Origin of the sequence: Lentzea kristufekii (assembly GCF_033949925.1) — a bacterium.
Classification (GTDB): Bacteria; Actinomycetota; Actinomycetes; order Mycobacteriales; family Pseudonocardiaceae; genus Lentzea; species Lentzea kristufekii.
Genome location: NZ_JAXAVV010000017.1, coordinates 16,399 through 40,831, shown reverse-complemented (window position 1 = coordinate 40,831; position 24,433 = coordinate 16,399). Strand labels below are relative to the sequence as shown.

Here is a 24,433-nt window from a genome sequence, read left to right as displayed (position 1 = left end):
TCCCCCAAGGACCCCCTAGGAGAGCCGGTCCCGGACCCGCTTGTTCACGAGCGCTGACAAATCCCCCTCCAGCGCTTCGATACTGGCTGGTGCGGCCCATCTGCGCCGCACCAGCCAGCAAAGGGGCCACGTAGTGCGGATCTTGCTCATCGAGGACGACGACCACGTCGCGGACGCGTTGCGTGAGGCACTGGTCCGTTTCGGGCACACCACCGACCACATCACTCAGGGCTCCCAGGCGGTCGACGCCGCTGAGCAGGCCGACTTCGTCCTGCTCGACCTGGGCCTGCCGGACCTGGACGGCCAGGAGGTCTGTCACCGGCTGCGCGAGTCCTCGCAGGTGCCGATCATGGTGCTGAGCGCACGCACCGAAGAGATCGACCGGGTACTGCTGCTGCAGGCCGGCGCGGACGACTACCTGGTGAAGCCGTTCAGCACCCGTGAGCTGGTGGCGAGAATTGACGCCGTCAGCAGAAGGACCCTGAGGACCGCCGTGAGCGAGCCGGGACAGCCGGACAGCCCGATCCAGCTCGGCCCGCTGTCGGTTGAGCCGAGAACCCGCAAGGCCAGTGTGGACGGCCGATCGATAGCGCTGACCCGCCGGGAGTTCGACCTCCTGCTGGCGTTGCTGGCCGACCCCGGTGCTGTGCGGCACCGGGAAGACCTGATCAACGAGGCCTGGGATCCGCACTGGCACGGATCGACCCGCACGCTCGACGTCCACGTCAGCTCCCTGCGCACCAAGCTCGGTCACCGCGACTGGATCACTTCCGTGCGAGGCGTGGGTTTCCGCCTCGCCGTACCCGCTGCGATGTCGACAGGATCCTGATGAGCCACACCGTTCTGGTGGTCGTTCTGGTCGGACTCCTCGCGGGAACGGTCTTACTGGCGTGGCAACTTCGTCAGGTACGCGGTGCCTTGACGGAGTTCGCCGCAGGCAACTACTCGACGCGGCTCCCGCGATCAGGCTTGCTCGCCATCACGGTCAACGGACTGGGCGATCGCCTGGTCGAGTTGCACGACTTCCAGCGGTCGTTCGTAGCCGATGCCTCTCACCAGCTGCGCAATCCACTGGTGGCGTTGCAGTTGCGGCTGGAGAACCTGGAACCGCACGTCGTGCCGGAGGGGCACGGCAAGATGGAGAGCGCGCTGCGCGAGGCCAACAGGATGAGCCTGATCCTCAACGCCCTGATGACGATGGCCAGGGGAGAAGGTCGCGTCGACGCGCGGCAGCCGGTGGACATCGCCGCCGTGCTGGAAGATCGGATGGCCTCGTGGCGGCCGATAGCAGCCGTTGCGGGCGTTGACCTCCTCATCAAGCCGTGCACAGGTCTGTGGGCCACTGCTCTGCCCGCTGCCGTCGACCAGATCCTCGATGTGTTCATCGACAACGCTTTGCGGGTTTCTCCAGTGGGGTCGACGATCGTGCTGTTCGCGGAGTCGTCCTTGCATCAGGTCCGGTTGTTCTGCCGTGATGAGGGGCCTGGTATGAACCCGGCCGACGCGGCCCGCGCGTGCGAACGTTATTGGCGTGGCACGCAAAGACGAGACACCAACGGAGCCGGGCTCGGGTTGTCGATCGCCGCCGGCCTGGCGCGAGCCAGCGATGGTTGGCTCGCGCTGAATCCAGCGCCAGGTGGTGGAACGGACGCGGTCCTGGTTCTGCGCACAGCTCAGTCCATTGTGGATGACAGAGAAGTTTAAGCAATCCCTTACAAAAGACTGTTGCTGTCCTGGGTAGACGTTGCACCGCTGGTTTCTAACGTTGTTGGCATGCAGTACTTGCGACGCGAACGAGACCAGCTGGAGCGCCTGCTCCCGGGACTGGACGACGCTCTGGCGGCCGTACCGCTCGCCGAGCTGGAGCAGCAGGGCGGTCCTGGCATCGGCCTGTTCCGTGAACACGGCGGCGCCGCACTGCTCGTGCCCACTGAGCACGGCGGCCACGGCGCCGATCTTCTGACGATGGTGCGCGTGCAACGTGCACTCGGCGCACGGTCTCCGTCCGTCGCGGTCGCCACCACGATGCACCACTTCTCGGTGGCATCGCTGGCCGAGACCGCCCGCACGAGCAGCGGGATGGAATGGCTTCTGCTGTCGGCGATCGCCAAGGACAATCTTCTGCTGGCGTCGGCGTTCGCCGAGGGGCGCACGGGACAGCACATCCTCTCGCCGTCGATCGTGGCACGTGTCGACGGCGGCAAGGTGTTCCTGAACGGCAGCAAGAAGCCGTGCAGCCTCGCCCGGTCGATGAACCTCATCACCGCGTCGGTGTCGCTCCCGGGACCGGACGGTACGTCGCAGCTCGCCGTTGCCCTGGTTCCGGCGGACGCGCCCGGCGTCTCGGTCAAGCCCTTCTGGACCAGCCCGATCCTCGCGGGCGCCGAGAGCGACGAGGTGATCCTCACCGACGTCGAGGTGCCTGAGGAACTGGTCGTCCGCACCGGCGTGACGTCCGACGGGCAGCTCGACCACCTGCAGACCGTGGGGTTCGTGTGGTTCGAGCTGCTGATGACCGCGAGCTATCTGGGGGCGGCATCGGCGCTGGTGGAGCGCGTGCTCCAGGTCGAGAAGGTCGACGCCCGGGTGCGGGCCGACGTGGCGAGCGCGTTGCAGGCGGCGATGCTGGCCGTGGAACGCGTCGCGAGCCAGGAGCCCGACCACGACTCCCTCGCTGACGCACTCGCGGTCCGATACGCCGCCCAGGACGCGATCGACCAGGTCGCCGGCCGCTGCGTGGAGGCGTTGGGCGGCATGGCCTTCATCGGCTCGGGGGACGTCGCCTACCTCAACTCCGCGTGCCGTGCCCTGGCCTTCCACCCGCCCGCCCGTGCCCGCATGTCCGGCGCGTTGCTCGACCGGCTCCGCGGTGAACCGCTGCGCATCCCGTAGCCCGACAGACATCAGGTGAGTGAATTCGTGAAATCGCAACAGACCATCCTTCTCACCGGCGCCTCCGGAGTCGTGGGCACCGCACTGCTGCCGAAGCTGGCTGGGCACCGGGTCATCTCCTTGGTGCACAAGCAGCTTCCGCCCGGCTCCGAGCACATTCGGGGTGATCTCGGAGCACCGGATCTGGGTCTCGACCCGGCGGTCGCACGCCGGCTCGCGACCGAGGTCGACGTCATCGTCCATTGCGCGGCCGTCACCGACTTCGGCGCCGGCGCCGCGGCGACCGATGGCCTCAACGTGGCGGGCACGACGAACGTGCTGGAGCTCGCACGTAGGGCCGACGCGACGGTGCACTACCTGAGCACGGCGTTCGTGGCCCGCAACGGAATGACTCGCGGTCGTACCCACGAGGGTGGCGCCGATCCGGCTGACTACCTCGCCTCCAAGCTCGCGGCCGAGCAGCTCGTCCGGGACAGCGGCGTAGCGGCGACGATCGTCCGGCCGTCGGTCGTGATCGGAGACAGCGCTACCGGCGCCATCTCGAAGTTCCAGGGCCTGCACTCGCTGGCACTCGCGGTGCTCAAGGGCGCCTTGCCGCTGCTGCCGCTCGACCAGCGTGCACTCATCGACTTCGTGCCCCAGGACCACCTGGCGAACGCACTCGCCGCGCTGGTCGACACCGAGACGCGGGCAGGGGAGTACTGGGTCACGGCAGGCGAGGCCGCGCTGTTCACCCAGGCGATGATCGACATCGTCACCGACGAGGCCGAGCGGATCGGGTTGTCGCTCGTTGCGCCGCGGCTGGTGGAACCGGACATGGTGGACCGGCTGGTGCGGCCTGTGTTCATCGACCCGTTGCCCAAGGGCGTGCGCCGCCGGTTCGACGACATGCTCGCGATGACCGCTCTGTTCGCGGGCGCGGACTTCTTCCCGTGCAGCGAGATCCCAGGCTTGGAGCCGCTCGACGAGGAGCGGCTGAGCGAAGCCTTCCGCAGGTCCGTTCGCTACCTCGCGGTGGAAAAGGGCCTCGCGCGTCCGGGAACGGAAGCGGCATGACCGAGCTGGACGTCCCCGAGCTCTACCGCCGGCATCTCAGCAGCGGCCGCGCCGGGCTGGCCCAGTTCACCGGCGGCCACCTGGAGACGGACTCCGCAGGCGCCCGAGTGCACGCGAGCGGCCACGAGTACCTCGACTGCGGCGGCTACGGGGTGTTCCTCCTCGGCCACCGGCACCCGGTCGTCACGAGCGCGGTGATCGAGCAGATCGGGCGCAACCCGATGGCCACGCGCCTGCTGCTCGAACCCACCGGTGCCGTCGCCGCGCAGGCACTCGCCGCTGTCACGCCAGAGGGACTGGACCGCGTCCACTTCGTCAACTCCGGCGCTGAAGCCGTCGAGGCGGCCATCAAGTTCGCTCGCGCACAAGGCAGAACGACGCTCGTATCCGCGACCAACGGCTACCACGGCAAGACCACAGGCGCGCTGAGCTTGACTGCACGCGCGGTCTACCAGGACCCGTTCCGCCCGCTGCTTCCCGACGTGCTGCATGTGCCGTACGGAGACGCGGCAGCCATCGCGGACGTGCTCGCGGAACACGGGAATCGGGCGTGCGTGGTGCTGGAGCCGATCCAGGGGGAGGGCGGCGTCGTACTGCCACCGCCCGGCTACCTGCGTGAGGTGGCGCAGCTGTGCGCCGAGCACGGCGCGCTGTTCGTGCTGGACGAGGTGCAGACCGGCCTCGGCAGGCTCGGCACCTGGTGGGGTGCCGACCGCGAAGACGTCGTGCCGGACGTGCTGCTGGTGGGCAAGAACCTCAGCGGTGGCGTGATTCCGGTGGCCGCCGCGGTGACCACCGACGAGATCTACGCGCCGTTCGACAAGGACCCGTTGCTGCACACCTCGACGTTCGCCGCGTCGCCGGTGGCCATGGCCGCCGCTGCCGCGACCATCGCGGTGATCACAGAGGAAGGCCTGGTCGACAGGGCTCGCAAGCTCGGCGATCAACTCCTCCTGAACCTGCGGTCGATCGTCGACCGCGAGGTGCCGCACCTCGGCCTGGAGATCAGGGGAGCGGGTCTGCTGATCGGTGTCGAGGCGCCGACCGCCCACATCGCTGGAGACCTCGCTCTCGAGCTGCTGTCGCAGCGCGTCCTGGTCAACCACTCGCTCAACGCCAGCACGGTGCTCCGGCTGACCCCGCCGGCCGTGCTGACCGAAGCCGATCTCGACTGGCTGTTCACCGCGTTCGTCGTCGCCCTCAAGGCGGTCGGCGCACGCCACCGGGGTACCGCCGCCGCTCTTGAAAGGACCTCCTGACCATGCCAGCCGTACGTGTGGAGACACTCGTTCCCGCCGCCGACGCCGACTTCGTGTTCGCACGGATCAGCGACTTCCCCCGGTACGCCGACCACACCCACGCGGTCCGTGAGATCCGGGTCGAACAGATCGCCGACGGTGTTGTCGTGTCGGACTGGTCGGTCAACTTCCGCAACGGCGTCATGCGGTGGCAGGAGACCGACCGCATCGACCCGATCGAACGGACCGTGGAGTTCGACCAGCTCAAGGGCGACTTCGTCGGCTTCAGCGGCAGCTGGCGCGTCGAGCAGGTGGGTGTGGACGTGACGCTGCGCTTCGACGCCGAGTTCGACCTCGGCATGCCCAGCCTCGCACCGATCATCGACCCGATCGCCGCGCACGCGTTGCGCGACAACATCGAGGCGATCATCCGCGGCCTGCTCGGCGAGCACGTCGTCTTCCTCGCGGACGACGAGTCCGAACCGGCCAGGGTCGGTTAGGCGACGCCGATGCGCTCAACCGCGCCCGTCGAACACGGCAGCCGGTTCCGGGACGTCTGCGCAGCGCTGCCTGCGGCGGTCTGCGTCGTCACCGGAACCGGGTCGCAGGGCCTGTACGGCGCCACGGTGTCGTCGATGTGCTCCGTGTCGCTCGACCCGCTGATCGTGCTGGTGTGCCTGGACAACCGCTCGTCCACGCTCGCTGCGGTCCGCGAGAGCGGTTCGTTCGCCGTCAACGCGCTGCACGCCGGACAGGACGAGATCGCCTCCCGGTTCGCGTCCCGTGTGGACGGTACGACCAAGTACCACGGCGTGCCGCACCGGATCCAGGACGGCGTGCCAGTGCTCGACGACGCGCTTGGCTGGTTCGTGTGCGAAGTGGCCGAGGCGCACCTCAGCGGCGACCACACGATCCTGACCGGCCTGGTGCGAGAGGTCGGCGGTGGCGACGGCGAGCCACTTCTTTGGCACAGAAGGACTTTTCGCGGGCTCGCGCCCGAGGACCCCTCCAGTTGACAGGTGGAACGATGACGAACAAGCCCGACTTCCTCACCAATTACGCCCCGACCTGGGGGCGGCGCAGGCTCACCCCGTTCTCCCGAGTTCCCGCCACCGCGCGTCTCGGCGACGTGTGGCAGACGGCCGCCGCTCGTGGCGGCTCGCGCACGGTCACCGTGGACCGTCCGGCCGACATCGACCCGAGCGGGCCGCTGCAGCGCACCTACGCCGGGTGGGCCGAGCTGGTCGACGACGCGGCTGCCTGGCTGTACGAGGCTGGCGTCCGCGAGTGGGACCGCGTGGCGATCATGAAGTCGAACCACCTCGACGTCGCACTGCTGGCCTGCGCTGCCGCGCGGATCGGCGCGGTGCCGGCCCAACTGGCCTGGACGCACCCGCCGGAGTTCGCGCTGCCGATGCTCGCCAGGCTTCAGCAGCCGTTCCTGATCACCGACCAGGTGCGTCTGGTCCAGTGTGGACTCGACGAGCACGCCCTGGCGACGCTGGTGAGGCGGACGATCGTCGTCGACGGCAGTGACCGCACGGACGTCGTCGCCCTCGACGACCTGCGCGGTGCCGCCAAGGCCAAGCCGAAGCTGCGCGGCCTGGACGAGCCGATGGTCATCACGCACACCTCCGGCACCACCGGCGTGCCGAAGCTCGTCATGCACTCGGCCACCACCGCGCACGCGCTGTCGCTGGTCGAGGCTGAGAAGTGGCCGGGCGCGGCGCTGGAGGCCGAGGACACGATGGCGCTCGCGGATCCGTTCTGCCACCAGCGCCTCAGCACCGGCATGCTCGCCATGGCCACGATCACCCCGACGATGCTGATGCTGTCGGACCCGCAGTCCGAGCAGGCGCTCAAGCTCATCCGCGACAACCGCCCGACCGTCGTCGAGACGCTGCCGAACATCTACCTGTACTGGGAGCAGTTCGCCCAGGAGGCGTCGCGGCCGCTGCGCAACGTGCGGCTCTACGTCAACTCGTTCGACGCGATCCACACCCGCACCATCCGCACGTTCCTGAACGCCACCGACCACAAGCGCCCGATCTGGGTGCAGTCGTGGAGCCAGAGCGAGGCGGGCGCGATGGTGATCCGTCCGTACAGCAGGAAGTCCGTGGCCAAGCGCGGTCACCGTCCGCCGCCCACCCAGGTCCTCGGCTGGCCGATCCCCGGTCTGTGCAAGGCGCGCGCCGTCGACCCGGAGACCGGCAAGAAGGTGCCCGCGGGCCAGGTCGGCCTGATCGAGATCAAGCAGCCGGGCCGCTGCCTTGCCTACGTCGGTGAGCAGGACCGCCACGAGCTCAAGACCAACGGCTTCTGGTGGAACACCGGCGACCTCGGCGTCGTGAGCAGGCTCGGCGCGGTGCGCCTGGTCGACCGCGAGATCGACCGCATCCCCGGCGCCAGCGCGATCGAGCTCGAGGACGTGCTGCTCGACCGGCTGCCGCTGACCACCGAGGTCGTGATCCTCCCGTCCGGCGGCCAGCTGCCGGTTCCGGTGCTGAGCACGCAGAACGACGAGCCGCTCGTGAAGTCGGACTGGGAGCGGGCAACCGCGGACCTGCCGACGCTCGCCGAGCCGATCCAGATCAAGTGGGAGGAGTTCCCCCGCACGGCGACCTGGAAGATCCGCCGCGTCCAGCTGCGCGAGCAGCTGCTCGACGGTGCTTCCGCGCTCGGCATCGGCCGCTGGACGTAAACGTCCGCGAAGCAACGGGGACACCATCGCGATGAGCATCCATCTCACTCAACTCACCGTGGCGCCGCTGGGCGTGCGGGAAACCGTCGAGATCGGCCTGGTCGGAGTCGGACCGCGCGGTCTCTCGGTGCTGGAACGCCTGTGTGCCAACGCCGGCCAGACACCTGACCGCTCCGTGAAGATCCACCTCGTCGACCCTCACCTCGGCTCCGGCGGGAGGGTCTGGCGGGCGGACCAGTCGCGGCACCTGTTGATGAACACCGTCGCCTCCCAGGTGACGATGTTCGTCGACGAGAGCGTCGACTGCGCTGGTCCCGTGGTGGCGGGCCCGAGCCTGCACCAGTGGGCGCGCGTCGTCGCGCTCTTCCTGCCGGGGCTGCCCGTGTGGGTGCGCGAGGAGGCTCTGGGGCTCGGCCCGGACACCTATCCCACCAGGGCGTTCTACGGGCACTACCTGCGCTGGGTGCTCGACCACGTGATCAAGTCGGCGCCCGCCAACGTCTCCGTCGTCTGCCACACCGATCAGGCCGTCGATCTGGTGGACGACAAGGGCGGGCTGCAGACGGTGATGCTGGAGTCCGGTGATCACCTGGCCGGACTGCACGCGGTGATCCTCGCGCTCGGGCACCTGGGCGTCGTGTCGACGTCCGCGGAGAAGAGTCTCGCCGGCTATGCCCGGCGAGAGGGGCTGCACTACGTCGAGCCGGGCAATCCGGCCGATGCCGATCTCGACGCGATCGCCGCGGGGGAGCCGGTCATCCTCCGCGGCATGGGCCTCAACTTCTTCGACCACCTCGCCATGCTCACCGCGGGGCGAGGCGGCGTGTTCGTGCGCGAGGACCACGGTCTGCGCTACGAGCCTTCCGGTTTGGAGCCGGTGTTGATCGCCGGCTCTCGTCGCGGCATTCCGTATCACGCTCGCGGCGAGAACCAGAAGGGCCCGTTCGGCAGGCACATGCCGTTGTTCCTGACGGACGAGCGCATTGCCAGCATGCGTGCGTCCGGGCAGCTCGACTTCCTCACGGACATCTGGCCTTGGGTCGACCGGGAGGTGCGGTCGGTCTACTACGCGGCTTTGGTTACGGAACGCGGTGACGATGCCGCGAAGTTCGTTCAGGAATTCGTGTCCACTGAGGACGAAGAAGGACTGCTGCACCGGTACGGCTTCGACGAGGACTCGCGATGGGACTGGGGCGCGATCGCGTTTCCGGACCGAGGCATTGAGTTCACCGGCCCGGACGATCATCGCGCCTGGATGCTGTCCTACCTCCGGCAAGACGTGAGGGAAGCCAGACGCGGCAATGTGAGCGGGCCCTTGAAGGCCGCGCTGGACGTGCTGCGGGACCTTCGCAACGAGGTCCGGCTGCTGGTCGACCACGGTGGTCTCACCGGCGACTCGTACCGGGACCAGCTGGACGGCTGGTACACGCCGCTCAACGCGTTCCTCTCGATCGGCCCGCCGGTGCACCGCATCGAGGAGGCGATCGCGCTGATCGAGGCGGGCGTGCTCACGGTGCTCGGCCGGGACATGGTCGTCGAGTGCGGTGACGACGGTCTTGGGTTCCGCACGTACAGCCCGCGGGTGCCAGATGCGGTGTACCGGGCGCGGGCGTTGGTGGAGGCGAGGCTGCCCGAGATCGACGCGCGGCGCACGACCGATCCGTTGCTTTCCCGGCTGTTCATGCGGAAAGCCTGTTCCCTCAACAGGATTCCGAACCGCGATGGCGGCCACTACGAGACCGGCGGAATCGCGGTGGCCAGTCGGCCGTACGCGCTGCTCGACGGTGCGCGCCGGCCACACCCGCGGCGGTTCGCGTTCGGCGTGCCGACCGAAACGGTGCACTGGGCGACGGCGGCCGGCGTGCGGCCCGGCGTCAACTCGGTCATCCTCGGGGACGCCGACGCACTCGCGCGGCAGAGCCTTTCCCTGGCCGAGCAGATGATCACCGAGCCGGTGACGGCATGACCACCCGAGGAGTGACGTTGTTCGCGGACACGGGCTTTCTCTCGCCCGGCTGGGCTGACACCGGCGCGGAACACCTGCTCGACGACCGGGCGTGGCTCGCCGCCATGGTCGAGGTTGAACTGGCGCTGGCACGGGCCCAGGCGAAGGTCGGGATGGTGCCGCCCGACGTGCCCGGTGCGATCGCGGCCGCCGTGGACATGACCCAGTTCGACTGGGAGGGACTGGTTTCCGGTGTGCGCGCCACCGGAAACCCGGCCGTCGTGTTCGTGTCCCAGCTGACGAAGATCGTGGCTGCGACCGATCCGCGTGCCGCTGACCACGTCCATCGCGGTAGCACCAGCCAGGACATCCTGGACACGGCCACGATGCTGGTCACGCGTCGCGTGCTCGACCGCGTGCACACCGACCTGTCTCGCGTGGCGAGTACTCTGGCCGGGCTCGCCGGGACGTACCGCGACACCGTCATGGCCGGCCGCACCCTCACACAGCACGCGGTGCCCGTCACGCTCGGGCTCAAGGCAGCGGGTTGGCTCAATCCGGTGATGGACGTGCTCGACCGGCTGGACCGGCTCGCACTTCCGGTCTCGCTGGGAGGTGCGGCGGGGACACTGGCGGCCTACCAGGAGTTCACCGATGGTGACTGCCTCGACCTGGTCGAACCGTTCGCCGACGAGCTGGGGCTCACCGCTCCGCTCGTGCCGTGGCACAGCGCCCGTCTCCCGATCGTCGACATCGGTACGACGCTCGCGGCCGTGACCGGTGTGCTCGGCAAGATCGCGGCCGACGTGGAGGTGCTGACCCGCACGGAGATCGGCGAGCTGGCCGAACCGCAGGCGCCAGGTCGTGGCGCATCGTCGGCGATGCCGCAGAAGCGCAATCCTGTTTACGTGACGGCGATTCTCACTGCCGCACGTCAGGTGCCTCAGCTGGTCTCGGTGCTGCACCAGAGCATGGTGGTTCCGGACGAACGGTCCGCGGGTGGTTGGCACGCCGAGTGGCAGCCGCTGCGCGAATGTCTGCGCCTGTCCGCCGGCGCCGCCCGGAACGCGGCCGACCTGACGAACGGCCTGTGCGTCTTCCCAGAACGGATGCTCGCGAACCTCGCCCTGACCGGTGGAGCGGTCGTGTCCGAGCGGCTCAGCGCGGTGCTGACGCCGTTGCTCGGCAGGAGCGAGGCGAAGGCGTTGCTGACGGAGGCCGCCTTTGCCTCGGCCGACTGTCCGGCCGAGCTGCCAGAGATCCTCACGAAGCTGTTGGTGTCGCGCGGTCACGAGGTTCCCGATGTGGCTGACCTCTGCGACTCGTCGGCCTATCTGGGGGCCTCCGGTCCGCTCGTCGACCGCGTGCTCGAACGGTACGAGGAGGTCAATGTGCGGTGATCGTCACCGTGTGATGGCCACTTGCGCCTACCGGGAAAGGCGGACTGGGCACCGAGTCCTGCACGCTTCCGTTCGCAGCGGTGCAGCGCGCCCTGATGCGGTGGACGCCGGGGGAGAGGTCGAGGTGAACCCGCCATCGCCGCCATGACGCGGGCGCGAGCTCGGCGGCGAGTTCCGCGGGCTGCCAGTCCTGGCCGTCCACGGCGACCTCCACTGCTTTCACTCCGTCGGGCGGAGCCCAGGCGACACCAGTCACCTGAACGGAGCCCGCCTTGGTGCGGCGCTGCGGATGGTCGATGCGGGACAGCGGCCGGATGTGCAACGGCCCGCGCGTCCATCCGCGTGCGTGCCAGTAGTCCGGGTTGGGTGCGGTCTGGATTCGCAGGCTGGTCACCCACTTCGCGCCGGTGTACTGCCCGTAGAGGCCGGGAACGAAAACTCGCGCCGGAAAGCCGTGCTCGGCGGTCAGCGTCCGGCCGTTCAGTCCTAGCACGACATAGCCGTGGCGCACTTCGTCCAACGGGATGCTGCAGTCCCAGCCGTCCACCGCCTGCGTGACGAGGTGTCCGTCGCGCGTCGTCGGCGCGGCCTCGTCGAGGATTCTGGCGAACGGGACACCGAGCCAACGGCCGTTGCCCAGCCGGTCCCAGCCCAACCTGTTGTGCACGCAGACCATCGCGGCGTCGAACTCGACCAGCCCGGCCTCGATCAGATCGTCGTGGCGGAGTGACAGCTCGTTCTCCACCTCGCCGGTGACGGAGAGTCGCCAGCCGTCCACGTCGATGATCGGTGGCCGCATGTTGGCGTCGGTCACGTAGAACTCGTCGACCGGAGTGATGAGCGGCGCCACCCCAGGCCAGTCTTCAGCGCCGTCAACGGCCGGTGGCAAGGGATTGATGGCGAACAACGGCTTGCCGACGCACGCGACCTCTTCGCGCAGGTGCCATTGAGCGGCCAACGTTCCCGCGATCACCATGGCGCTGACCGGAAGAGCGGCTCTGGTTCGCGTCCTGAGCGTGGCCAACGTGCTCACAGCGCCCAAACCAACCGCCGCCGTGGCCACTGACGCTCGCTGCTCCGGTGTTGCTCGTCGCCGGGTCAGGTACCAGCCCGTGGCCGCCACCGCACTCACGACCGCGAGGTCGCGCTTCGCATCACGAGGCAGGCGCCCGAGGGCACCGCCCAGCGCCACGACCGCTGCCACCACCGTCCCCCGGATCACCGGTTTGTCGGATTCCTTCAGCAGCCGCACGATGGGTTCGACCAGCGGACGAGGACTGTGATCGACGACGAACTGGCTGATGGCGTCAAGTGGAGACCGCGATCTCAGCAGGGCGGCGACCGTCTCCGCCGCCGCCAGACCCGACAGCGCCGCTACGAACCCCCGGTTGCCCGATGTACGCTCGCGTCTCATAGTTGCAACATAGGTGTTTCAAATGGGAGGCGCGACCGCTACATGAATGAACGATCACAGCTACTCGATGACGCTGTGCTCGCCGCGGCCGCCAAGGTGATCGCGGAGCACGGCTGGCATGAGTTCACCCTGGAGCGGGTCGCTCAGGCCGCCGGGATCTCGCGCGTCACCCTGTACCGCAAGGGAGCCACGCGCGAGCTGCTCGTCGAGGCCCTGGTGGTCGGTGCTGCGCAGGCGTGGCAGGCCGGGCTCTGGCTGGCGCTGACCGGACCGGGCAACGCCGCGGAACGCCTGCGAGCCGCGTTGCGCGCGTCGTGCGAGGTCGTGGAACAACACCTGTCCCTGCTGGCTGGACTGAGCAACGCGCCAGACCCGGTCTTCCACCTCGACGGCGGCGATACCCGCAACGTCTACGTCGCACCGTTCGAACGACTCCTGCACGACGGAATCGCCGACGGTTCGCTGCGCGCCACCCTCGACCCGGCGACGACCGCGCTGTTGCTGTTCAACATCGTGCCCCGCACCTACATCCATCTGCGCGACGCCCACCAGTGGCTCCCGGACCGCACCGCCGAGGCGCTGCTGGACCTGTTGATGCCTGGAGTGCTGCCCGAACACCCTTGAACGGAGGAGATCCATGGCCACCAGCGTGCAAGAACTCGGTCCGGTCCAAGAGGTCGAACTGCCGGAGGGACGAATCCGGTACCACTCACGCGGCGAAGGACCGCCGATCGTGTTCGTGCACGGCATCATCGCCAACGCCGACGTGTGGCGGCACATCGTCCCGGCCTTCGCCGACCGCTACCGCTGCATCGCCCCGGACTGGCCGCTGGGAGGCCACCGCGTCCCGATGCGCGAAGGCACCGACTTCTCCCTCTACGGCTTGGCAGACCTCGTCGACCGCACGCTGAAAGCCTTGGACCTGAACGAGGTCACGTTGGTGGGCAACGACACCGGCGGAGCCGTGTGCCAGGCGGTGGCGGCCCGGCACCCCGATCGCCTTGCCCGCCTGGTGCTGACACCGTGCGACGCCTTCAAAAACTTCCTGCCGTTGCCGATCAAGCACCTGCAGTTGACCGGCCGCACTTCGGCCGGGCTGAAACTTCTCGCTGAGTCACTGAGGTTCCGTCTCATCCAGCGCATGCCGATCTCGTTCGGCCTGCTCACTCGCCGCCCGATCCCTGCCGACATCATGGCCAGTTACACGGCGCCGCTGCGAGAGGATCGCTTGGTGCGCAGTGACTTCGCTCAGCTTGTTCGTGCGATCTCGACGCGCTACACATTGGACGCCGCCGAGGGGTTGAGCAAGTTTGACCGTCCCACGCTGCTGCCGTGGGCGCGGCAGAACTTCTTTCCTGTCGCTCACGGCGAACGCCTCGCCGGCAAGCTGCCCAACGCCACGCTGCGGATCATCGAGGACTCCGGCCCGTTCGTGACCGAAGACCAGCCGCGCCAACTCATCGCGCTGATGGAGGAGTTTCTTGCGGCAACGGAACGCCGCGAGGTGCTTTGATACTGCGATGACGGTCGCCGCGTTCGTGATCTCGTGCTTCGGCCTGCTCGTCGCGTGCGTGGCCGCTTGGTACGGCCGCGGCCAGAAGCGCGCGGCGGAGAGGTCAGCGGAGGAGGCTAAACGTTCGGCTGACGCCGCGGTGGCTCTCGCCGAGGTCGACGCTGCCCGACGCGCGGAGGAAGTGGCGGAATCCGAGCGCAAGCGTGTGCGTTTCGTGCTGGAACACCATGACGGCGACGTGTATCTGCTCCAGAACGTTGGAACTGACAGTGCCTACGGCGTGCACATCGACACGGGCGGAATGGGTGACCAGGACGAGGTTGTCGACTTCGACGAGTTCCAGGCTGACAGCGAGCACAGGCTTTTCCTGGCCGTCACGTTTGATGGCGGTCAGGCCGACCATGTTGTGGTGACCTGGCACCACACCGAGGACCGATCTGACAAACCTCGATCGGTGAAGCTGCTCGGCCCGTAGATCACTGATCGCCCGGTTTGCGGGCGACCAGGCGCTCCACCACGCCGAGCTTGAACCGTTGCCGCAGTTCGACTTCCAGCCCGCGCCCCTGAACGAGGTGCAGCGGCCGACGCCGAAAGTGCTCTCCCGCCATCGGAATCGTGATCCGCTCCACCAGCCACTGCACGCCTCGCGCAAGGCGTGACGAACTGGCGACGTGATCGACGAGGATCAACCGCCCACCGGGACGCAGCACCCGCACCATCTCGTCGACGGCCGTCTCGTGATCGGGAATGGCGCATAACCCCAAGGTGCACACGACCGTGTCGAACGAGCCGTCGTCGAACGGCAAAGCGTGAGCAGTCCCTTGCCGCAACGTCACTTCACGGCCGACGTGCTGTGCCCGCGACCGCGCCAGATCGAGCATCTGCTCGCTGATGTCGAGTCCGGTGATCACGACGTCGTCGGCGTAGAGCGGCAGGTTCAGCCCGATGCCGACGGCGACCTCGAGAACGTCGCCGGTGGCGTGGGAACACGCCCACTGACGTGAGTCACCGAAGACCCGGCGATCCAGAACGCCGATCTCCTTGTCGTAGCTCGTGGACTTGCGATCCCAGTACTGCTCCCAGCGGGTCGTCCGACTGCCGGTCCGCGCCATGGTTCGCCCCAGTTCATCCATCGGTCGCTGCCCTGTCCAGGGAAGCACGATCGCGAGGCCTGCGGCATCGGGGACAACCCGGACACCCGGTCAGGATCGGGGCGTGACCTTCCTGCGTTTGGCCCAGAGCCAGAGCCCGGCGAGACCGCCGATCGCGCCGAGCACGAGGAGTAGGGTCGTCGTGCCGGTCGAACTGGATCCCGTGGTGCGGGTGACCGGCGGTGAGGAGCGTTGCAACGGTTCTGTGCTCGTGGAGGCGGTGTCCGGTGCGGGGGGGCGACTTGCCGAGCACCGTGGCCGAGGGCAGGGCGGCGAAGTCGACCAGTCCGGTCTTCTCCAGCACGGTGATGTGGTCGAAGACCGTGTTCATGGTCTGTGCTGCCATCGCGCGTACGAGCTCGTTCTTCGTTCCGGCGCGAATCTGCGCGGCGAACCCGTAGACCTTGCCGTGTGCGGCTCGCAACCGGTTGACGAAGGTGCGCTCGTAATCGTCGCCCTGGGAGTTGGTGAGCTCGGTCAGCCAGCCCGACTGGTCGGAGTTCGGCTGGTTGGGCAGCTCGACGCCCAGAGCCTGCCCGCCGTTGCGGATCATCTGGTCGAGCGCGGTGTGACCGTCGATGAGGTGCTGGCCCGCCTCCAGGATCTTGGGGTTCTGCGACTTCTGCATCGCCTGCTGTCCCGCGGGCAGTTCCCAGAGCCCGGCCAGCCGGACCTTCGAGATGAAGTCGCGATCACCGGCGCCGAGCGGGCCCCACTTGGTCTCCACCACCTCGTCGCCCTTTCCGCCGCTGCCGAGAGGGGCGGCGGGAAGACTTCCGGTCAGTGCGGGCGCTGGTGCGGGAGCACCGGTCTTGTCGTGCTGAGCCTCCGCGCCGGCCGGTGCGCCCAACGGAATCACGAGGCTGATCACGACGGCTGCGAGCCATCGAATCCTCGGCTTGCCCGTGCTGTCACCCATGCCGAGACCTACGAAGGGCGGTAGTAGATGGCTCAGGTCGAGCAGGTGCCGTTGTCGGAATGTTATCCGAGCTTATCTACTAAAGTGGCTAGTAGATAGGTGGTCTCTGATGGAGGTAGTGATGAGTGAAGGGTCGGCCTCGAACTGGCCGCGGCGGACGATCGCGATCGCGGTCGGAGTCGCGCTGGTGCTGCTCGGTGCGGCCGGCGGCATCGCCATCGCCCGGACGAGTTCGCCTCCGGCCGCGCCGACCGCTGTCGACATCGGGTTCGCCCAGGACATGTCGGTGCACCACCTGCAGGCCGTGCAGATGGCCAACCTGGCCGAGAGTCGCAGCGAGGACGCCGCCGTACGTCAGCTCGCATTCGACATCTCGTCGGGTCAGCTCGAGCAGGTGGGCAGGATGAAGGGCTGGCTGGGCATGTGGGGCGAGCTCGAGCAGGCGCCTGCGGGCACGTTCATGACGTGGATGGCCGGTGAGCACGACGGGATGCCCGGCATGAGTGGCACGTCCGGTGCGGGGATCGGCAGCATGCCGGGCATGGCGACGTCGCAGGAGCTCGCCCGTCTGCGCGGTCTGAACGGTGCGGAGTTCGACGTGCTGTTCCTGCAGTTGATGACGCGCCACCATGAAGGTGGGATCTTGATGGCGCGCTACGGCGCGGACAATGCGGTCGTTCCTGTCGTGCGCGGCCTCGCCGGCTCCATCGCCGCCAGCCAGAAGACCGAGGTGCGCATGCTCAAGGACATGCTCTTGGCGCGCAATGCTCAGCCTCTCGGCGCCAAGTGAGTTTCGCGCTGTCCGATCATGGATGAACAGGCTGTTCATGGGCGGCATGGCTCTCGGGCTCCAGTTGGAACGTGGAGTGCGCGACGTCGAAATGGCCCGCGAGGCAGGTCTGGAGCTGGTCGAGCACCTGAGGCGCATGCCCGTCGTGGAAGCACTCGTCCTCAACCACGATGTGAGCCGACAGCACGGGCATGCCGGACGTCACCGTCCACGCGTGCAGGTCGTGCACATCGCGAACGTGCGGCACCTCCAGGATGTGATTCCGGACGTCGTCGAGGTCCACGTCCTTCGGTGCGGCCTCGAGCAGCACGTCGACCGCTGCGCGCAGCAGGCTGAACGCGCGGGGGAGGATCAGCAGTCCGATCAGGACCGCGACGATCGCGTCGGCGCGGGTGAAGCCGGTGAACATCGCGATGAGTGCGGCGGCGATGACGCCGACCGACGCCAGGGTGTCGGTCACGACCTCGAGGAACGCACCGCGCATGTTCAGGCTCGCGTTCTGCGCCTTGAACAACAGCAGCATCGACGCGACGTTGCCGACAAGGCCGATGATGCCGAACACGAGCATCGAGCCGCTCTGTAGCGCCGGAGGTTCGGTCAACCGGGAGATCGACTCGTACATGATGTACGCGCCGAGACCGAGCAGCACGGCCGCGTTGACAGCGGCAGCCAGGATCTCCGCCCTGGCCAGTCCGAACGTGCGCTTCGCCGTGGGCGGCCGCGCGGCCAGCGTGATGGCGACCAGCGCCAGCGCGACGCCGGCCGAGTCGGTGAGCATGTGGCCGGCGTCCGCGAGGAGCGCGATGCTGCCGGACAACAAGGCGCCGATGACCTGCACGACCATGATGCTCGCCGTGATCGCGAGCACGCCGATGAGGCGCCCGCGGTGCTGACCTCCGGCGGTCACATGCCCGTGCCCGTGTCCAGTTCCCACTTCGAAGATCCCCTCAGGTCATCCATGCATACATAGCAATCTGTGCATGAATACTAGCGTGCTCGGCTTCTCGGTGCACGCCGGTGGGGCAGGCAGTGCTTCTACTAAGTCCTATAGTAGCTCCGGGCGGACTCTTCGCCCTGCGCTTTCGCTCGTGTGGCAGGCACGGGTCGGCTGAGCAGGTGCAGACACCAGGCACAGAACACACCCAGGGCGGCGAGTCCCCACCACGGCGTCGATGGCGCGTTCACCGACCTGCTCAGGTCGAGGGCCACGCCGGTGGACAGATTGCCTACCAGGATGCCGACGCCGACGATGGTGTTGTACAGGCCGTAGTGCGTCGCGACGAGCTTCTCTCCGGACAGCGAGACGATGATGTCCATCTCGAAGGGGAACACCACGGCCGTTGCCAGCGCGAGCAGCGACGCCGACAGCACGAGCGGCACGTACGCGAGCGCGCCCAGGCCGCTTGGCGACGCCGCGGTGAGCACGGGAGGGACGAAGGCGGCGCTCATCAGGACCAGGCCCACCGCGAGCGACCTGTCCCGGCCCCACCTCTCCCGGCACCACGAGGTGATGCGCAACTGGCTCGCGATGGTCAGGATGCCGGAGACGGCGAAGAGCCCGGCGACCAGCGCGGTGCCCTCGGCGTCGGAACCCGCCAGACGGCGTGCCTCCAGCGGCAGGGCCAGGTAGACCTGGAACGACAGCACGTACGAGCCCGCCATGACGAGCGCGAACAGGATGAAACGGCGGTTGCCGAGCACCTCCCGCCAGTCTCGCAGCACGGATGTTCCCCTGGCCTCGCGATCCGGTTCGCGGGCCGGCAAGGCCTTGATCTGCAACAAGGTCAGCACTGCGAACACGCCGGCGGCGACCAGGCAGGTCAGCCTGAACGTGACCCCGGTCAGCACGAGGCCGATGATCGGTCCGACCAGGATGCCGGTCTGGTAGAAGACGTTGAAGAGTGCGAACGCCTCCACTCGCCGTGGTCCTGCGTCGTGCGCCACGTACGCCCTCACCGCAGGGTTGAACAGTGCCCCCGCGAAGCCGGTCGCGGCCGAGGCCACGATCAGCGCCGGCAGGCCGTCCGCGAACCCGAGCACCGCGAATCCCACCGTGCGCAGAGCGCATCCAGCGACGATCAGAGGCTTGTACCCGAGTCGATCGGCGAGCGTGCCGCCGATCAGGAACATGCCCTGCTGCGAGAAGTTCCGCACGCCGAGCACCAGTCCCACGGCCCAGGCCGTCAGGGCGAGAGCCCCGGACAGGTGCATCGCGAGATAGGGCATGAGCATGTAGAAGCCGACGTTGATGCTGAACTGGTTGATCAACAACAGGCGGACCGGCCGATCGAACGACCGGAACTGCCGCAGGGTGTTCGTCACGCCCTGCCTCCCGCCGGGTCGGTGACGGTGCGGCACCTCGTCCATCCGGTGACCTCGCGGTCGCTCGCGAGAACGATCTCCTCGGGCTCCATGGCCGGGGGTCGCACCGTCAGTTCGTTGGCCGCGCAGTACGTGTCGTTGTAGATGGTGTCGAAGTAGCGCTGCGGTCCGTCCGGGAACACGGCCGCGATGCGGACGTCAGGATCGTTCGTGCGCGCGAGCCAGCTGGAGACGACCGCGACCGCGCCGACGCTCCATCCGCCGGTGGCGTGGTGGTGGGTGGCGAGCCTCCGGCACGCCCAGACCGACTCGCAGGCGTTGACCCAATGGACCTCGTCGAATGCGGCGTAGTCGACGTTGCGCGGGTGGATGCTCGATCCCAGGCCTCGCATCAGCCGTGGCCGGGCGGGCTGGCCGAAGATCGTCGAACCGACGGTGTCCACACCGACTAGGCGCAGGTCGGGAAAGTACTCGCGCAACACGCGTGACACCCCGGCGGAGTGCCCGCCGGTGCCGACCGAGCACACCAGCACGTCGATGCGTCCCAGTTGTGCCACCAGTTCGAGCGCGAGTGATTCGTAGCCGGCCACGTTGTCCGGGTTCTGATACTGGTCGGGGCAGTAGGCGCCAGGCGTGTCGGCGAGCAGCTGGGTGACCCTGTCGCACCGTGCCTGCTGCCAGCCGCCCACGGGGTGAGACGATGGCACGAGGTCGACGCGTGCGCCGTGCGCCTGCAGCATCTGCTGCACGATCGGTTCCATGCCGGGGTCGGTCACCAGCGTCACCGGGTGGCCGTAAACGATGCCGGCGAGTGCGAGACCCAGGCCGAGGGTGCCGCTGGTCGATTCGACCACCGCGCCGCCGGGAGCGAGCTCGCCGCGTTCACGGGCCTTGGCGATCATGTGCAACGCGGGACGGTCCTTCATCCCGCCGGGGTTGAAGCCCTCGAGCTTCGCCCAGAAACCGCGGGACGAAAGACCCGACAGGTCGTCGATCCACTGGACCGGAGTGTTCCCCACGACCGAGGCGGGCGTGTGACACAGGGGAGCGGACGACGAGGTCAGCAAGCGTGCGGGTGAAGGGGCGTGCATGCCACTGGTGGTGAGCATCTTGTCCTCAGCGTTCTGCGCACGGCCGTGCCGTGGCGGTCTCGGGAAATGCCTGCGCAGGGCAGCGTTGGCAAACAAGTCGCGCGGTCACGTGCGTACTCGTTTTCCTGCATGCCGTGGTGCGCCGGTCAGGTCCGGGAGACGTTGAGGATGATCAGCAGTTCGCGGCCGATTCTGGAGATGCCACCGGTGTCCGGTGAGGCTGCGAACGGTCCGTCGGTGCGAGTGGCGCTGCGGAGGAGGAGGCCGTGGCAGGTCAGCGGTGAGGCGCCCGCTGTTTCGCTCGTGCGGGGAAGTGCGCGGTCGAGTCCCGCCTTGTCCGCCTCGGTCAGCCCGTGGTGGCAGTGGTCACCGGAGTCGAATCCAGCCGCGTGCACATGGCTGGTCGCAGACGATCCGTGGGTGTTCGCCGTACACAGAGCGCCGAAGAAGGACGCGACCACCGCAAGCGTGACAGCGAGCACCGCCACGTGGATGCCACGTGCTGTCTTCGCTCCGCTCCGCACGGTGATCAACCTAGCGGCAATTGGCTACGCGAAGTAGTCGCTCGATCGTGTCCACTATGGACCAGATCGAGTTTTTCCTTGGCGCAGTGCAAAGCGCACGTACATCCATAGTGGACTAACGCTTTAGGTGCCGTGGGTCGGCGGCGACATCGTGGTGTCGCACGTCACATGACCACCTTGTCTACTATCTAGCATAGTAGACAAGCGTGATGGTGCAACGACGGAATCGCGATACTCGAGGCACGTCGGCGAGTGCCGCCCCAGCCCGTGGCGCCTGGTGCCACCCCGTCGCGCGGCGGATTGCGGGCTGATCCGATGGCACGGCACGTCCAGCCGCGATCGCGGCCTAGCTCGCGGCTGTCCGCCAATCTCGTCATCTTCGGAGTGGCGGCCGGTGCCGCCGCGGCGTTCCAGACGAGCGCGGGGGCGTCCACCTCGACGTCTGCTCCGTCGTCTGACGCCGGCCTGCTGTCGGCCAGCATGACCGGCGCGTACGCGGGTGTCGGCGGGGATGTCGACAAGCCGAAACTGCTCGCGCTACGTCCGCCGGCCCACGATGGAGACGTGGCACAACTCGCCAAGAGCCTGCGGATGACCGAGCAGCGGGAGGCGGAGACCGCAGCGCGTCTTCTGGCTGAGCGCGAGGCGGAGGAACGGCGCAAGATCAAGGTCTTCGCGCCGACCGAAGGAACGTTGACGTCGGCCTACGGCCCTCGGTGGGGAGGGACGCACTACGGCCTCGACGTTGCCAACCGGATCGGCACACCGATCCGGTCCGTGATGGACGGCGTGGTGATCGACGCGGGTCCCGCCAGCGGGTTCGGGCTGTGGGTCAGGATCCGGCACGTGGACGGGACCGTCGCCGTGTACGGCCACATCAACAGCTACGCGGTGCGCGAAGGTCAGCAGGTCGGCGCGGGGCAGGTCATCGCGGAGGTCGGCAACCGCGGCAACTCGACCGGCCCGCACCTGCACTTCGAACTGTGGGACCAGGCGGGGCGCAAGGCCGACCCTCTGGCCTGGTTGCGGTCTTTCGGCGTCCGGATCTGACTGGGAGTGCTGCTCATGACCGTTACCGCACAGCCCGTGCCCGTCGCGCGCGCGGCGAGGCTGTCCCAGAGGACCTCCATCGCCGCCCGTTCCAGCTCACCCAGCTTGCTCAGCACGCTGGCGATGGTGTCACAGACAGGGCCGAACAGGTGATCGCGCCGAACAGCGCCCACGTGTGATCGGGAACCTTGGCCAGGTTCCCGCGTTGGCTCTGGTAAAGCCCTGAGCCGCCCAGCGAGAGGGCCGGACGTGAAACTGCCGGACCGTGAGCAGCAGGAACTGGACGAGGTCGAGCGCCGTCTCGCCGAGGACGACCCGAAGCTGGCCGCCAAGCTCAACCGCTCCGCACCCAGGGTGCCGCGCCGGACCCTGGTCGTCGCCGGGGTGCTGTTGCTCTACGTGGCTGGCCTGGTCGTGATGATGGTCGGGGTGACGTTGTCTTCGGTGGTGCTCATCGTGCTCGGCGCGGGCGTGGTCTTCGGAGTGTTCGCCTGGTTCGCTGTGCGGATCTGGCGAAAGCGCCGCGGGTAGCGGGTTATCCGGGGCCCGGGACACGTCGGTTCGAGGTAGATGACCCGCGCGATCGGGACTGCGTTTCGCGCTCGTTGTTCAGCCGCGTCGATGGCCGTCGCGATGTCGGCTCCGGTGGCTGATGCACCGATGGTGACCTTGGCGGCGACCAGCAGTTCGTCGGGCTCAGGTGCAGGGTCCGCAGGTGGATCACCGACTCCACGTCCTCACCGGTGATCAGGGGCATCGTCACGCCGATCAACGCGAACACCAGGCCGCACAGCGCGCCCATGTCCTCGAGCAGGATGACCGGCGTGGCAGGCGATCACCACTCCCAAGGGTTTCGCCTGCCGTGCCACTTGGTGCGCAGGTAGGCGGCGTAGCCAGCTTGCTCACCGCGGCGTTGATGGTGTGTCAGGTCGAGGTGTGGCGGCGCCACAACCTGCGGGCCGCCACACCCACGAGCAGATGTGCCGCTATGGCGATCCCGGCGATCACCAGGCCGAGGCGGTAGCCGAGTCCGATGTGGATGATCAGTCCGGCGAGCACGGCCACGATGGTGAGCTTGCCCGCGAGTCGTCCCTTCACAGCGGCTTGTCCGCTCGAACGCAGTGAAGGAACCAGCTGGCCCGCGCGGTCGGGCCGACCCGAAAGGCGGCGTCGCCGAGCATCGGGGCGATCCGCTCGACCGGGTTGTCGCGCATCGTCTCGCCTGCCGTCGCCCCGACCAGGTGCCTGGCCAGAAGTCCCTTCGGTGGCTGGAAATCCGCGATCAGCACCCGGCCTCCAGGGCGCAGCACCCGGAACATCTCCGCGAACGCCTTCGCACGGGCGTCCTCGGGGATGTGATGGATCGCCAGGCTGGACAGCACGACGTCGAACGACGCATCCGGCAGGTCCAGTGCCTCCGCTTTGCCGACCAGGAACGAGCAGTTCGCGCCAGCCCGCTTGCGTCGGGCTTCCTCCACCATCGGCTCGGACACGTCGACGCCGACCGCGCGCCCATCCGGTGCGGCCTGCGCGGCGAGCGACGTGAGGTAGCCGGGTCCGCAGCCCACGTCGAGCACCTCGTCGCCCGCGCTGACCTTGGCGAGGGTGACCAGGCGGCCGAAGATGCGGCGGCGGCTTCCGGTGAACGCCAGTGCGGAAAGCAGTTCGTATGCGCGTGCCTGGTGGATCGCACCAGGGGCGTCTCCTGGTGGTTTCCCGTGTGAGTGGGCCTTGTGCATCGCGTCCCCTAACTTAGTGACGACTAAGTAGTTGTGCGGCGAGCTTAGTCACGACTAAGTAGGTGTGTCTAGGATGCTTCCGTGACCGAACAACGGGAGCGCCGGACCCGGATGACCGCCGAGGAGCGCCGTGAGTCGATCCTCGCGGCGGCGATGGAGCTGTTCGCCGAGGTCGGCTACCTGCGCGGCAAGACGTCAGCGGTCGCCCGCAAGATCGGCGTGAGTGAACCGGTGGTGTTCCAGAACTTCGGCACCAAAGCGACCTTGTTCGCCGCCGTGGTCGACCGCGCCGCCGACCACATCTGCCGCATGGTCGACCGCGTCACGACCGCCGACATCCCGGTTTCGGGTCTGCTCAAGATGATGCTCGATCCCGAGCACCTGCAGCACGTGCACAGCGCGGGCTCAGTGGGAGCGATCTTCGCCGATGCCTCCACGATCCACGACGAACCGGAGATCGAGGCGGCCACCCGCCGAGCCGTGCAGCGGTTCGCCGCCGCGATCACCGGCCTGCTCGACCGCGGCCGGGCAGGCGGCGAGCTCCGCGCCGACCTCGACACCGAAGCCGCCGCCTGGTGGCTGATCTCCCTGGTGGCCTCGCAGAAGTTCCGCCAGGCCACGGCCGCCGATCCTCAGGCGATCGAAGCGCGACTTGCTGAAACCACACTCGCGTTCTTGACCTGACGTC

26 protein-coding genes are annotated in these 24,433 nt (G+C 68.1%); 17 read left to right on the top strand and 9 right to left on the bottom strand.

Annotation, left to right across the window (positions count from 1 at the left end; translation table 11 throughout):
• The first annotated feature begins 133 nt into the window (after positions 1-133).
• The 10 genes from SK571_RS30420 to pcaB all read left to right on the top strand — a co-directional run bounded on the left by SK571_RS30420 (position 134) and on the right by pcaB (position 11,232).
• Entirely contained in the window at positions 134-829 is a 696-nt protein-coding gene (locus tag SK571_RS30420) for a response regulator transcription factor (RefSeq protein WP_319987516.1), read from the top strand.
• Positions 830-846: 17 nt separating this feature from the next.
• Positions 847-1,704 carry a sensor histidine kinase gene (locus SK571_RS30415; RefSeq protein WP_319987515.1) on the top strand — a complete coding sequence of 286 codons (858 nt, stop codon included), beginning with the start codon at positions 847-849 and terminating at the stop codon, positions 1,702-1,704.
• A 69-nt stretch (positions 1,705-1,773) separates the two neighbouring features.
• On the top strand, positions 1,774-2,892 hold the full coding sequence (locus tag SK571_RS30410) for an acyl-CoA dehydrogenase family protein (protein WP_319987514.1): 1,119 nt from the start codon (positions 1,774-1,776) through the stop codon (positions 2,890-2,892).
• Between the two features lie 27 nt (positions 2,893-2,919).
• Complete coding sequence (locus SK571_RS30405) at positions 2,920-3,948, top strand: SDR family oxidoreductase (protein ID WP_319987513.1); 1,029 nt, start codon at positions 2,920-2,922, stop codon at positions 3,946-3,948.
• On the top strand, positions 3,945-5,207 hold the full coding sequence (locus SK571_RS30400; RefSeq protein WP_319987512.1) for an aspartate aminotransferase family protein: 1,263 nt from the start codon (positions 3,945-3,947) through the stop codon (positions 5,205-5,207). Before SK571_RS30405 ends, SK571_RS30400 begins: the two co-directional genes overlap by 4 nt.
• A gap of 2 nt (positions 5,208-5,209) precedes the next feature.
• A complete protein-coding gene (locus tag SK571_RS30395) occupies positions 5,210-5,686 on the top strand; it encodes a type II toxin-antitoxin system RatA family toxin (RefSeq protein WP_319987511.1) in 477 nt (158 codons plus the stop codon).
• A gap of 9 nt (positions 5,687-5,695) precedes the next feature.
• Positions 5,696-6,202, top strand: a complete 507-nt coding sequence (locus SK571_RS30390) for a flavin reductase family protein (RefSeq protein ID WP_319987510.1) — start codon at positions 5,696-5,698, stop codon at positions 6,200-6,202.
• Between the two features lie 11 nt (positions 6,203-6,213).
• A complete protein-coding gene (locus SK571_RS30385) occupies positions 6,214-7,887 on the top strand; it encodes a class I adenylate-forming enzyme family protein (protein WP_319987509.1) in 1,674 nt (557 codons plus the stop codon).
• Between the two features lie 31 nt (positions 7,888-7,918).
• On the top strand, positions 7,919-9,853 hold the full coding sequence (locus SK571_RS30380) for an FAD/NAD(P)-binding protein (RefSeq protein ID WP_319987508.1): 1,935 nt from the start codon (positions 7,919-7,921) through the stop codon (positions 9,851-9,853).
• On the top strand, positions 9,850-11,232 hold the full coding sequence (pcaB, locus tag SK571_RS30375) for a 3-carboxy-cis,cis-muconate cycloisomerase (protein ID WP_319987507.1): 1,383 nt from the start codon (positions 9,850-9,852) through the stop codon (positions 11,230-11,232). Before SK571_RS30380 ends, pcaB begins: the two co-directional genes overlap by 4 nt.
• Here pcaB and SK571_RS30370 read toward each other — a convergent pair.
• A complete protein-coding gene (locus tag SK571_RS30370; protein WP_319987506.1) occupies positions 11,219-12,646 on the bottom strand; it encodes a molybdopterin-dependent oxidoreductase in 1,428 nt (475 codons plus the stop codon). The two genes, pcaB and SK571_RS30370, sit on opposite strands and share 14 nt — an antisense overlap.
• Before the next feature lie 42 nt (positions 12,647-12,688).
• Between SK571_RS30370 and SK571_RS30365 the strand changes: the two genes are divergently transcribed.
• Genes SK571_RS30365 through SK571_RS30355 form a run of 3 tightly spaced genes read left to right on the top strand, consistent with a single transcriptional unit; the run spans position 12,689 to position 14,634 of the window.
• The gene (locus SK571_RS30365; RefSeq protein WP_319987505.1) at positions 12,689-13,270 is read left to right on the top strand and encodes a TetR/AcrR family transcriptional regulator; all 582 of its coding nucleotides are present in this window, start codon (positions 12,689-12,691) and stop codon (positions 13,268-13,270) included.
• Positions 13,271-13,283: 13 nt separating this feature from the next.
• On the top strand, positions 13,284-14,159 hold the full coding sequence (locus tag SK571_RS30360) for an alpha/beta fold hydrolase (protein WP_319987504.1): 876 nt from the start codon (positions 13,284-13,286) through the stop codon (positions 14,157-14,159).
• Positions 14,160-14,166: 7 nt separating this feature from the next.
• Complete coding sequence (locus tag SK571_RS30355; protein ID WP_319987503.1) at positions 14,167-14,634, top strand: hypothetical protein; 468 nt, start codon at positions 14,167-14,169, stop codon at positions 14,632-14,634.
• 1 nt (position 14,635) lies between these two features.
• Here the strand turns inward: SK571_RS30355 and SK571_RS30350 are convergent, their stop codons facing one another.
• Positions 14,636-15,292: a class I SAM-dependent methyltransferase gene (locus tag SK571_RS30350; protein WP_319987502.1), complete on the bottom strand. Its 657-nt coding sequence runs from the start codon at positions 15,290-15,292 to the stop codon at positions 14,636-14,638.
• Complete coding sequence (locus tag SK571_RS30345) at positions 15,285-16,229, bottom strand: DUF4142 domain-containing protein (RefSeq protein WP_319987501.1); 945 nt, start codon at positions 16,227-16,229, stop codon at positions 15,285-15,287. Before SK571_RS30345 ends, SK571_RS30350 begins: the two co-directional genes overlap by 8 nt.
• Before the next feature lie 121 nt (positions 16,230-16,350).
• On the opposite strand from SK571_RS30345, the gene SK571_RS30340 reads away from it, so the two are divergent.
• On the top strand, positions 16,351-17,019 hold the full coding sequence (locus SK571_RS30340) for a DUF305 domain-containing protein (protein ID WP_319987500.1): 669 nt from the start codon (positions 16,351-16,353) through the stop codon (positions 17,017-17,019).
• 16 nt (positions 17,020-17,035) lie between these two features.
• Here the strand turns inward: SK571_RS30340 and SK571_RS30335 are convergent, their stop codons facing one another.
• From SK571_RS30335 to SK571_RS30320, 4 genes are all read right to left on the bottom strand, one after another.
• Positions 17,036-17,926 (bottom strand): cation diffusion facilitator family transporter, encoded by an 891-nt coding sequence (locus SK571_RS30335; RefSeq protein ID WP_319987499.1) that lies wholly within the window; start codon positions 17,924-17,926, stop codon positions 17,036-17,038.
• Positions 17,927-18,057: 131 nt separating this feature from the next.
• A complete protein-coding gene (locus SK571_RS30330) occupies positions 18,058-19,341 on the bottom strand; it encodes an MDR family MFS transporter (RefSeq protein WP_319987498.1) in 1,284 nt (427 codons plus the stop codon).
• Entirely contained in the window at positions 19,338-20,450 is a 1,113-nt protein-coding gene (locus tag SK571_RS30325; RefSeq protein ID WP_319987497.1) for a PLP-dependent cysteine synthase family protein, read from the bottom strand. The genes SK571_RS30330 and SK571_RS30325 overlap by 4 nt, the downstream gene beginning before the upstream one ends.
• A gap of 128 nt (positions 20,451-20,578) precedes the next feature.
• Positions 20,579-20,956: a hypothetical protein gene (locus tag SK571_RS30320; RefSeq protein ID WP_319987496.1), complete on the bottom strand. Its 378-nt coding sequence runs from the start codon at positions 20,954-20,956 to the stop codon at positions 20,579-20,581.
• 315 nt (positions 20,957-21,271) lie between these two features.
• Between SK571_RS30320 and SK571_RS30315 the strand changes: the two genes are divergently transcribed.
• On the top strand, positions 21,272-22,006 hold the full coding sequence (locus SK571_RS30315; RefSeq protein ID WP_319987495.1) for a M23 family metallopeptidase: 735 nt from the start codon (positions 21,272-21,274) through the stop codon (positions 22,004-22,006).
• A gap of 249 nt (positions 22,007-22,255) precedes the next feature.
• Entirely contained in the window at positions 22,256-22,537 is a 282-nt protein-coding gene (locus SK571_RS30310) for a DUF3040 domain-containing protein (protein ID WP_319987494.1), read from the top strand.
• 393 nt (positions 22,538-22,930) lie between these two features.
• Here the strand turns inward: SK571_RS30310 and SK571_RS30305 are convergent, their stop codons facing one another.
• Both SK571_RS30305 and SK571_RS30300 read right to left on the bottom strand, forming a co-directional pair.
• Positions 22,931-23,104 carry a hypothetical protein gene (locus tag SK571_RS30305; protein ID WP_319987493.1) on the bottom strand — a complete coding sequence of 58 codons (174 nt, stop codon included), beginning with the start codon at positions 23,102-23,104 and terminating at the stop codon, positions 22,931-22,933.
• Positions 23,101-23,745: a class I SAM-dependent methyltransferase gene (locus SK571_RS30300; protein ID WP_319987492.1), complete on the bottom strand. Its 645-nt coding sequence runs from the start codon at positions 23,743-23,745 to the stop codon at positions 23,101-23,103. Before SK571_RS30300 ends, SK571_RS30305 begins: the two co-directional genes overlap by 4 nt.
• An 81-nt stretch (positions 23,746-23,826) precedes the next feature.
• Between SK571_RS30300 and SK571_RS30295 the strand changes: the two genes are divergently transcribed.
• On the top strand, positions 23,827-24,429 hold the full coding sequence (locus tag SK571_RS30295; RefSeq protein ID WP_319987491.1) for a TetR/AcrR family transcriptional regulator: 603 nt from the start codon (positions 23,827-23,829) through the stop codon (positions 24,427-24,429).
• Positions 24,430-24,433 lie beyond the last annotated feature (4 nt).

Coding starts and splice junctions, on each gene's coding strand:
- SK571_RS30325 (WP_319987497.1), bottom strand. CDS start 20,450: ATGCTCACCACCAGTGGCATGCACGCCCCTTCACCCGCACGCTTGCTG.
- SK571_RS30340 (WP_319987500.1), top strand. CDS start 16,351: ATGAGTGAAGGGTCGGCCTCGAACTGGCCGCGGCGGACGATCGCGATC.
- SK571_RS30400 (WP_319987512.1), top strand. CDS start 3,945: ATGACCGAGCTGGACGTCCCCGAGCTCTACCGCCGGCATCTCAGCAGC.
- SK571_RS30345 (WP_319987501.1), bottom strand. CDS start 16,229: ATGGGTGACAGCACGGGCAAGCCGAGGATTCGATGGCTCGCAGCCGTC.
- SK571_RS30365 (WP_319987505.1), top strand. CDS start 12,689: ATGAATGAACGATCACAGCTACTCGATGACGCTGTGCTCGCCGCGGCC.
- SK571_RS30385 (WP_319987509.1), top strand. CDS start 6,214: ATGACGAACAAGCCCGACTTCCTCACCAATTACGCCCCGACCTGGGGG.
- SK571_RS30315 (WP_319987495.1), top strand. CDS start 21,272: ATGGCACGGCACGTCCAGCCGCGATCGCGGCCTAGCTCGCGGCTGTCC.
- SK571_RS30395 (WP_319987511.1), top strand. CDS start 5,210: ATGCCAGCCGTACGTGTGGAGACACTCGTTCCCGCCGCCGACGCCGAC.
- pcaB (WP_319987507.1), top strand. CDS start 9,850: ATGACCACCCGAGGAGTGACGTTGTTCGCGGACACGGGCTTTCTCTCG.
- SK571_RS30350 (WP_319987502.1), bottom strand. CDS start 15,292: ATGGATGAACTGGGGCGAACCATGGCGCGGACCGGCAGTCGGACGACC.
- SK571_RS30355 (WP_319987503.1), top strand. CDS start 14,167: ATGACGGTCGCCGCGTTCGTGATCTCGTGCTTCGGCCTGCTCGTCGCG.
- SK571_RS30370 (WP_319987506.1), bottom strand. CDS start 12,646: ATGAGACGCGAGCGTACATCGGGCAACCGGGGGTTCGTAGCGGCGCTG.
- SK571_RS30300 (WP_319987492.1), bottom strand. CDS start 23,745: ATGCACAAGGCCCACTCACACGGGAAACCACCAGGAGACGCCCCTGGT.
- SK571_RS30380 (WP_319987508.1), top strand. CDS start 7,919: ATGAGCATCCATCTCACTCAACTCACCGTGGCGCCGCTGGGCGTGCGG.
- SK571_RS30390 (WP_319987510.1), top strand. CDS start 5,696: ATGCGCTCAACCGCGCCCGTCGAACACGGCAGCCGGTTCCGGGACGTC.
- SK571_RS30410 (WP_319987514.1), top strand. CDS start 1,774: ATGCAGTACTTGCGACGCGAACGAGACCAGCTGGAGCGCCTGCTCCCG.
- SK571_RS30360 (WP_319987504.1), top strand. CDS start 13,284: ATGGCCACCAGCGTGCAAGAACTCGGTCCGGTCCAAGAGGTCGAACTG.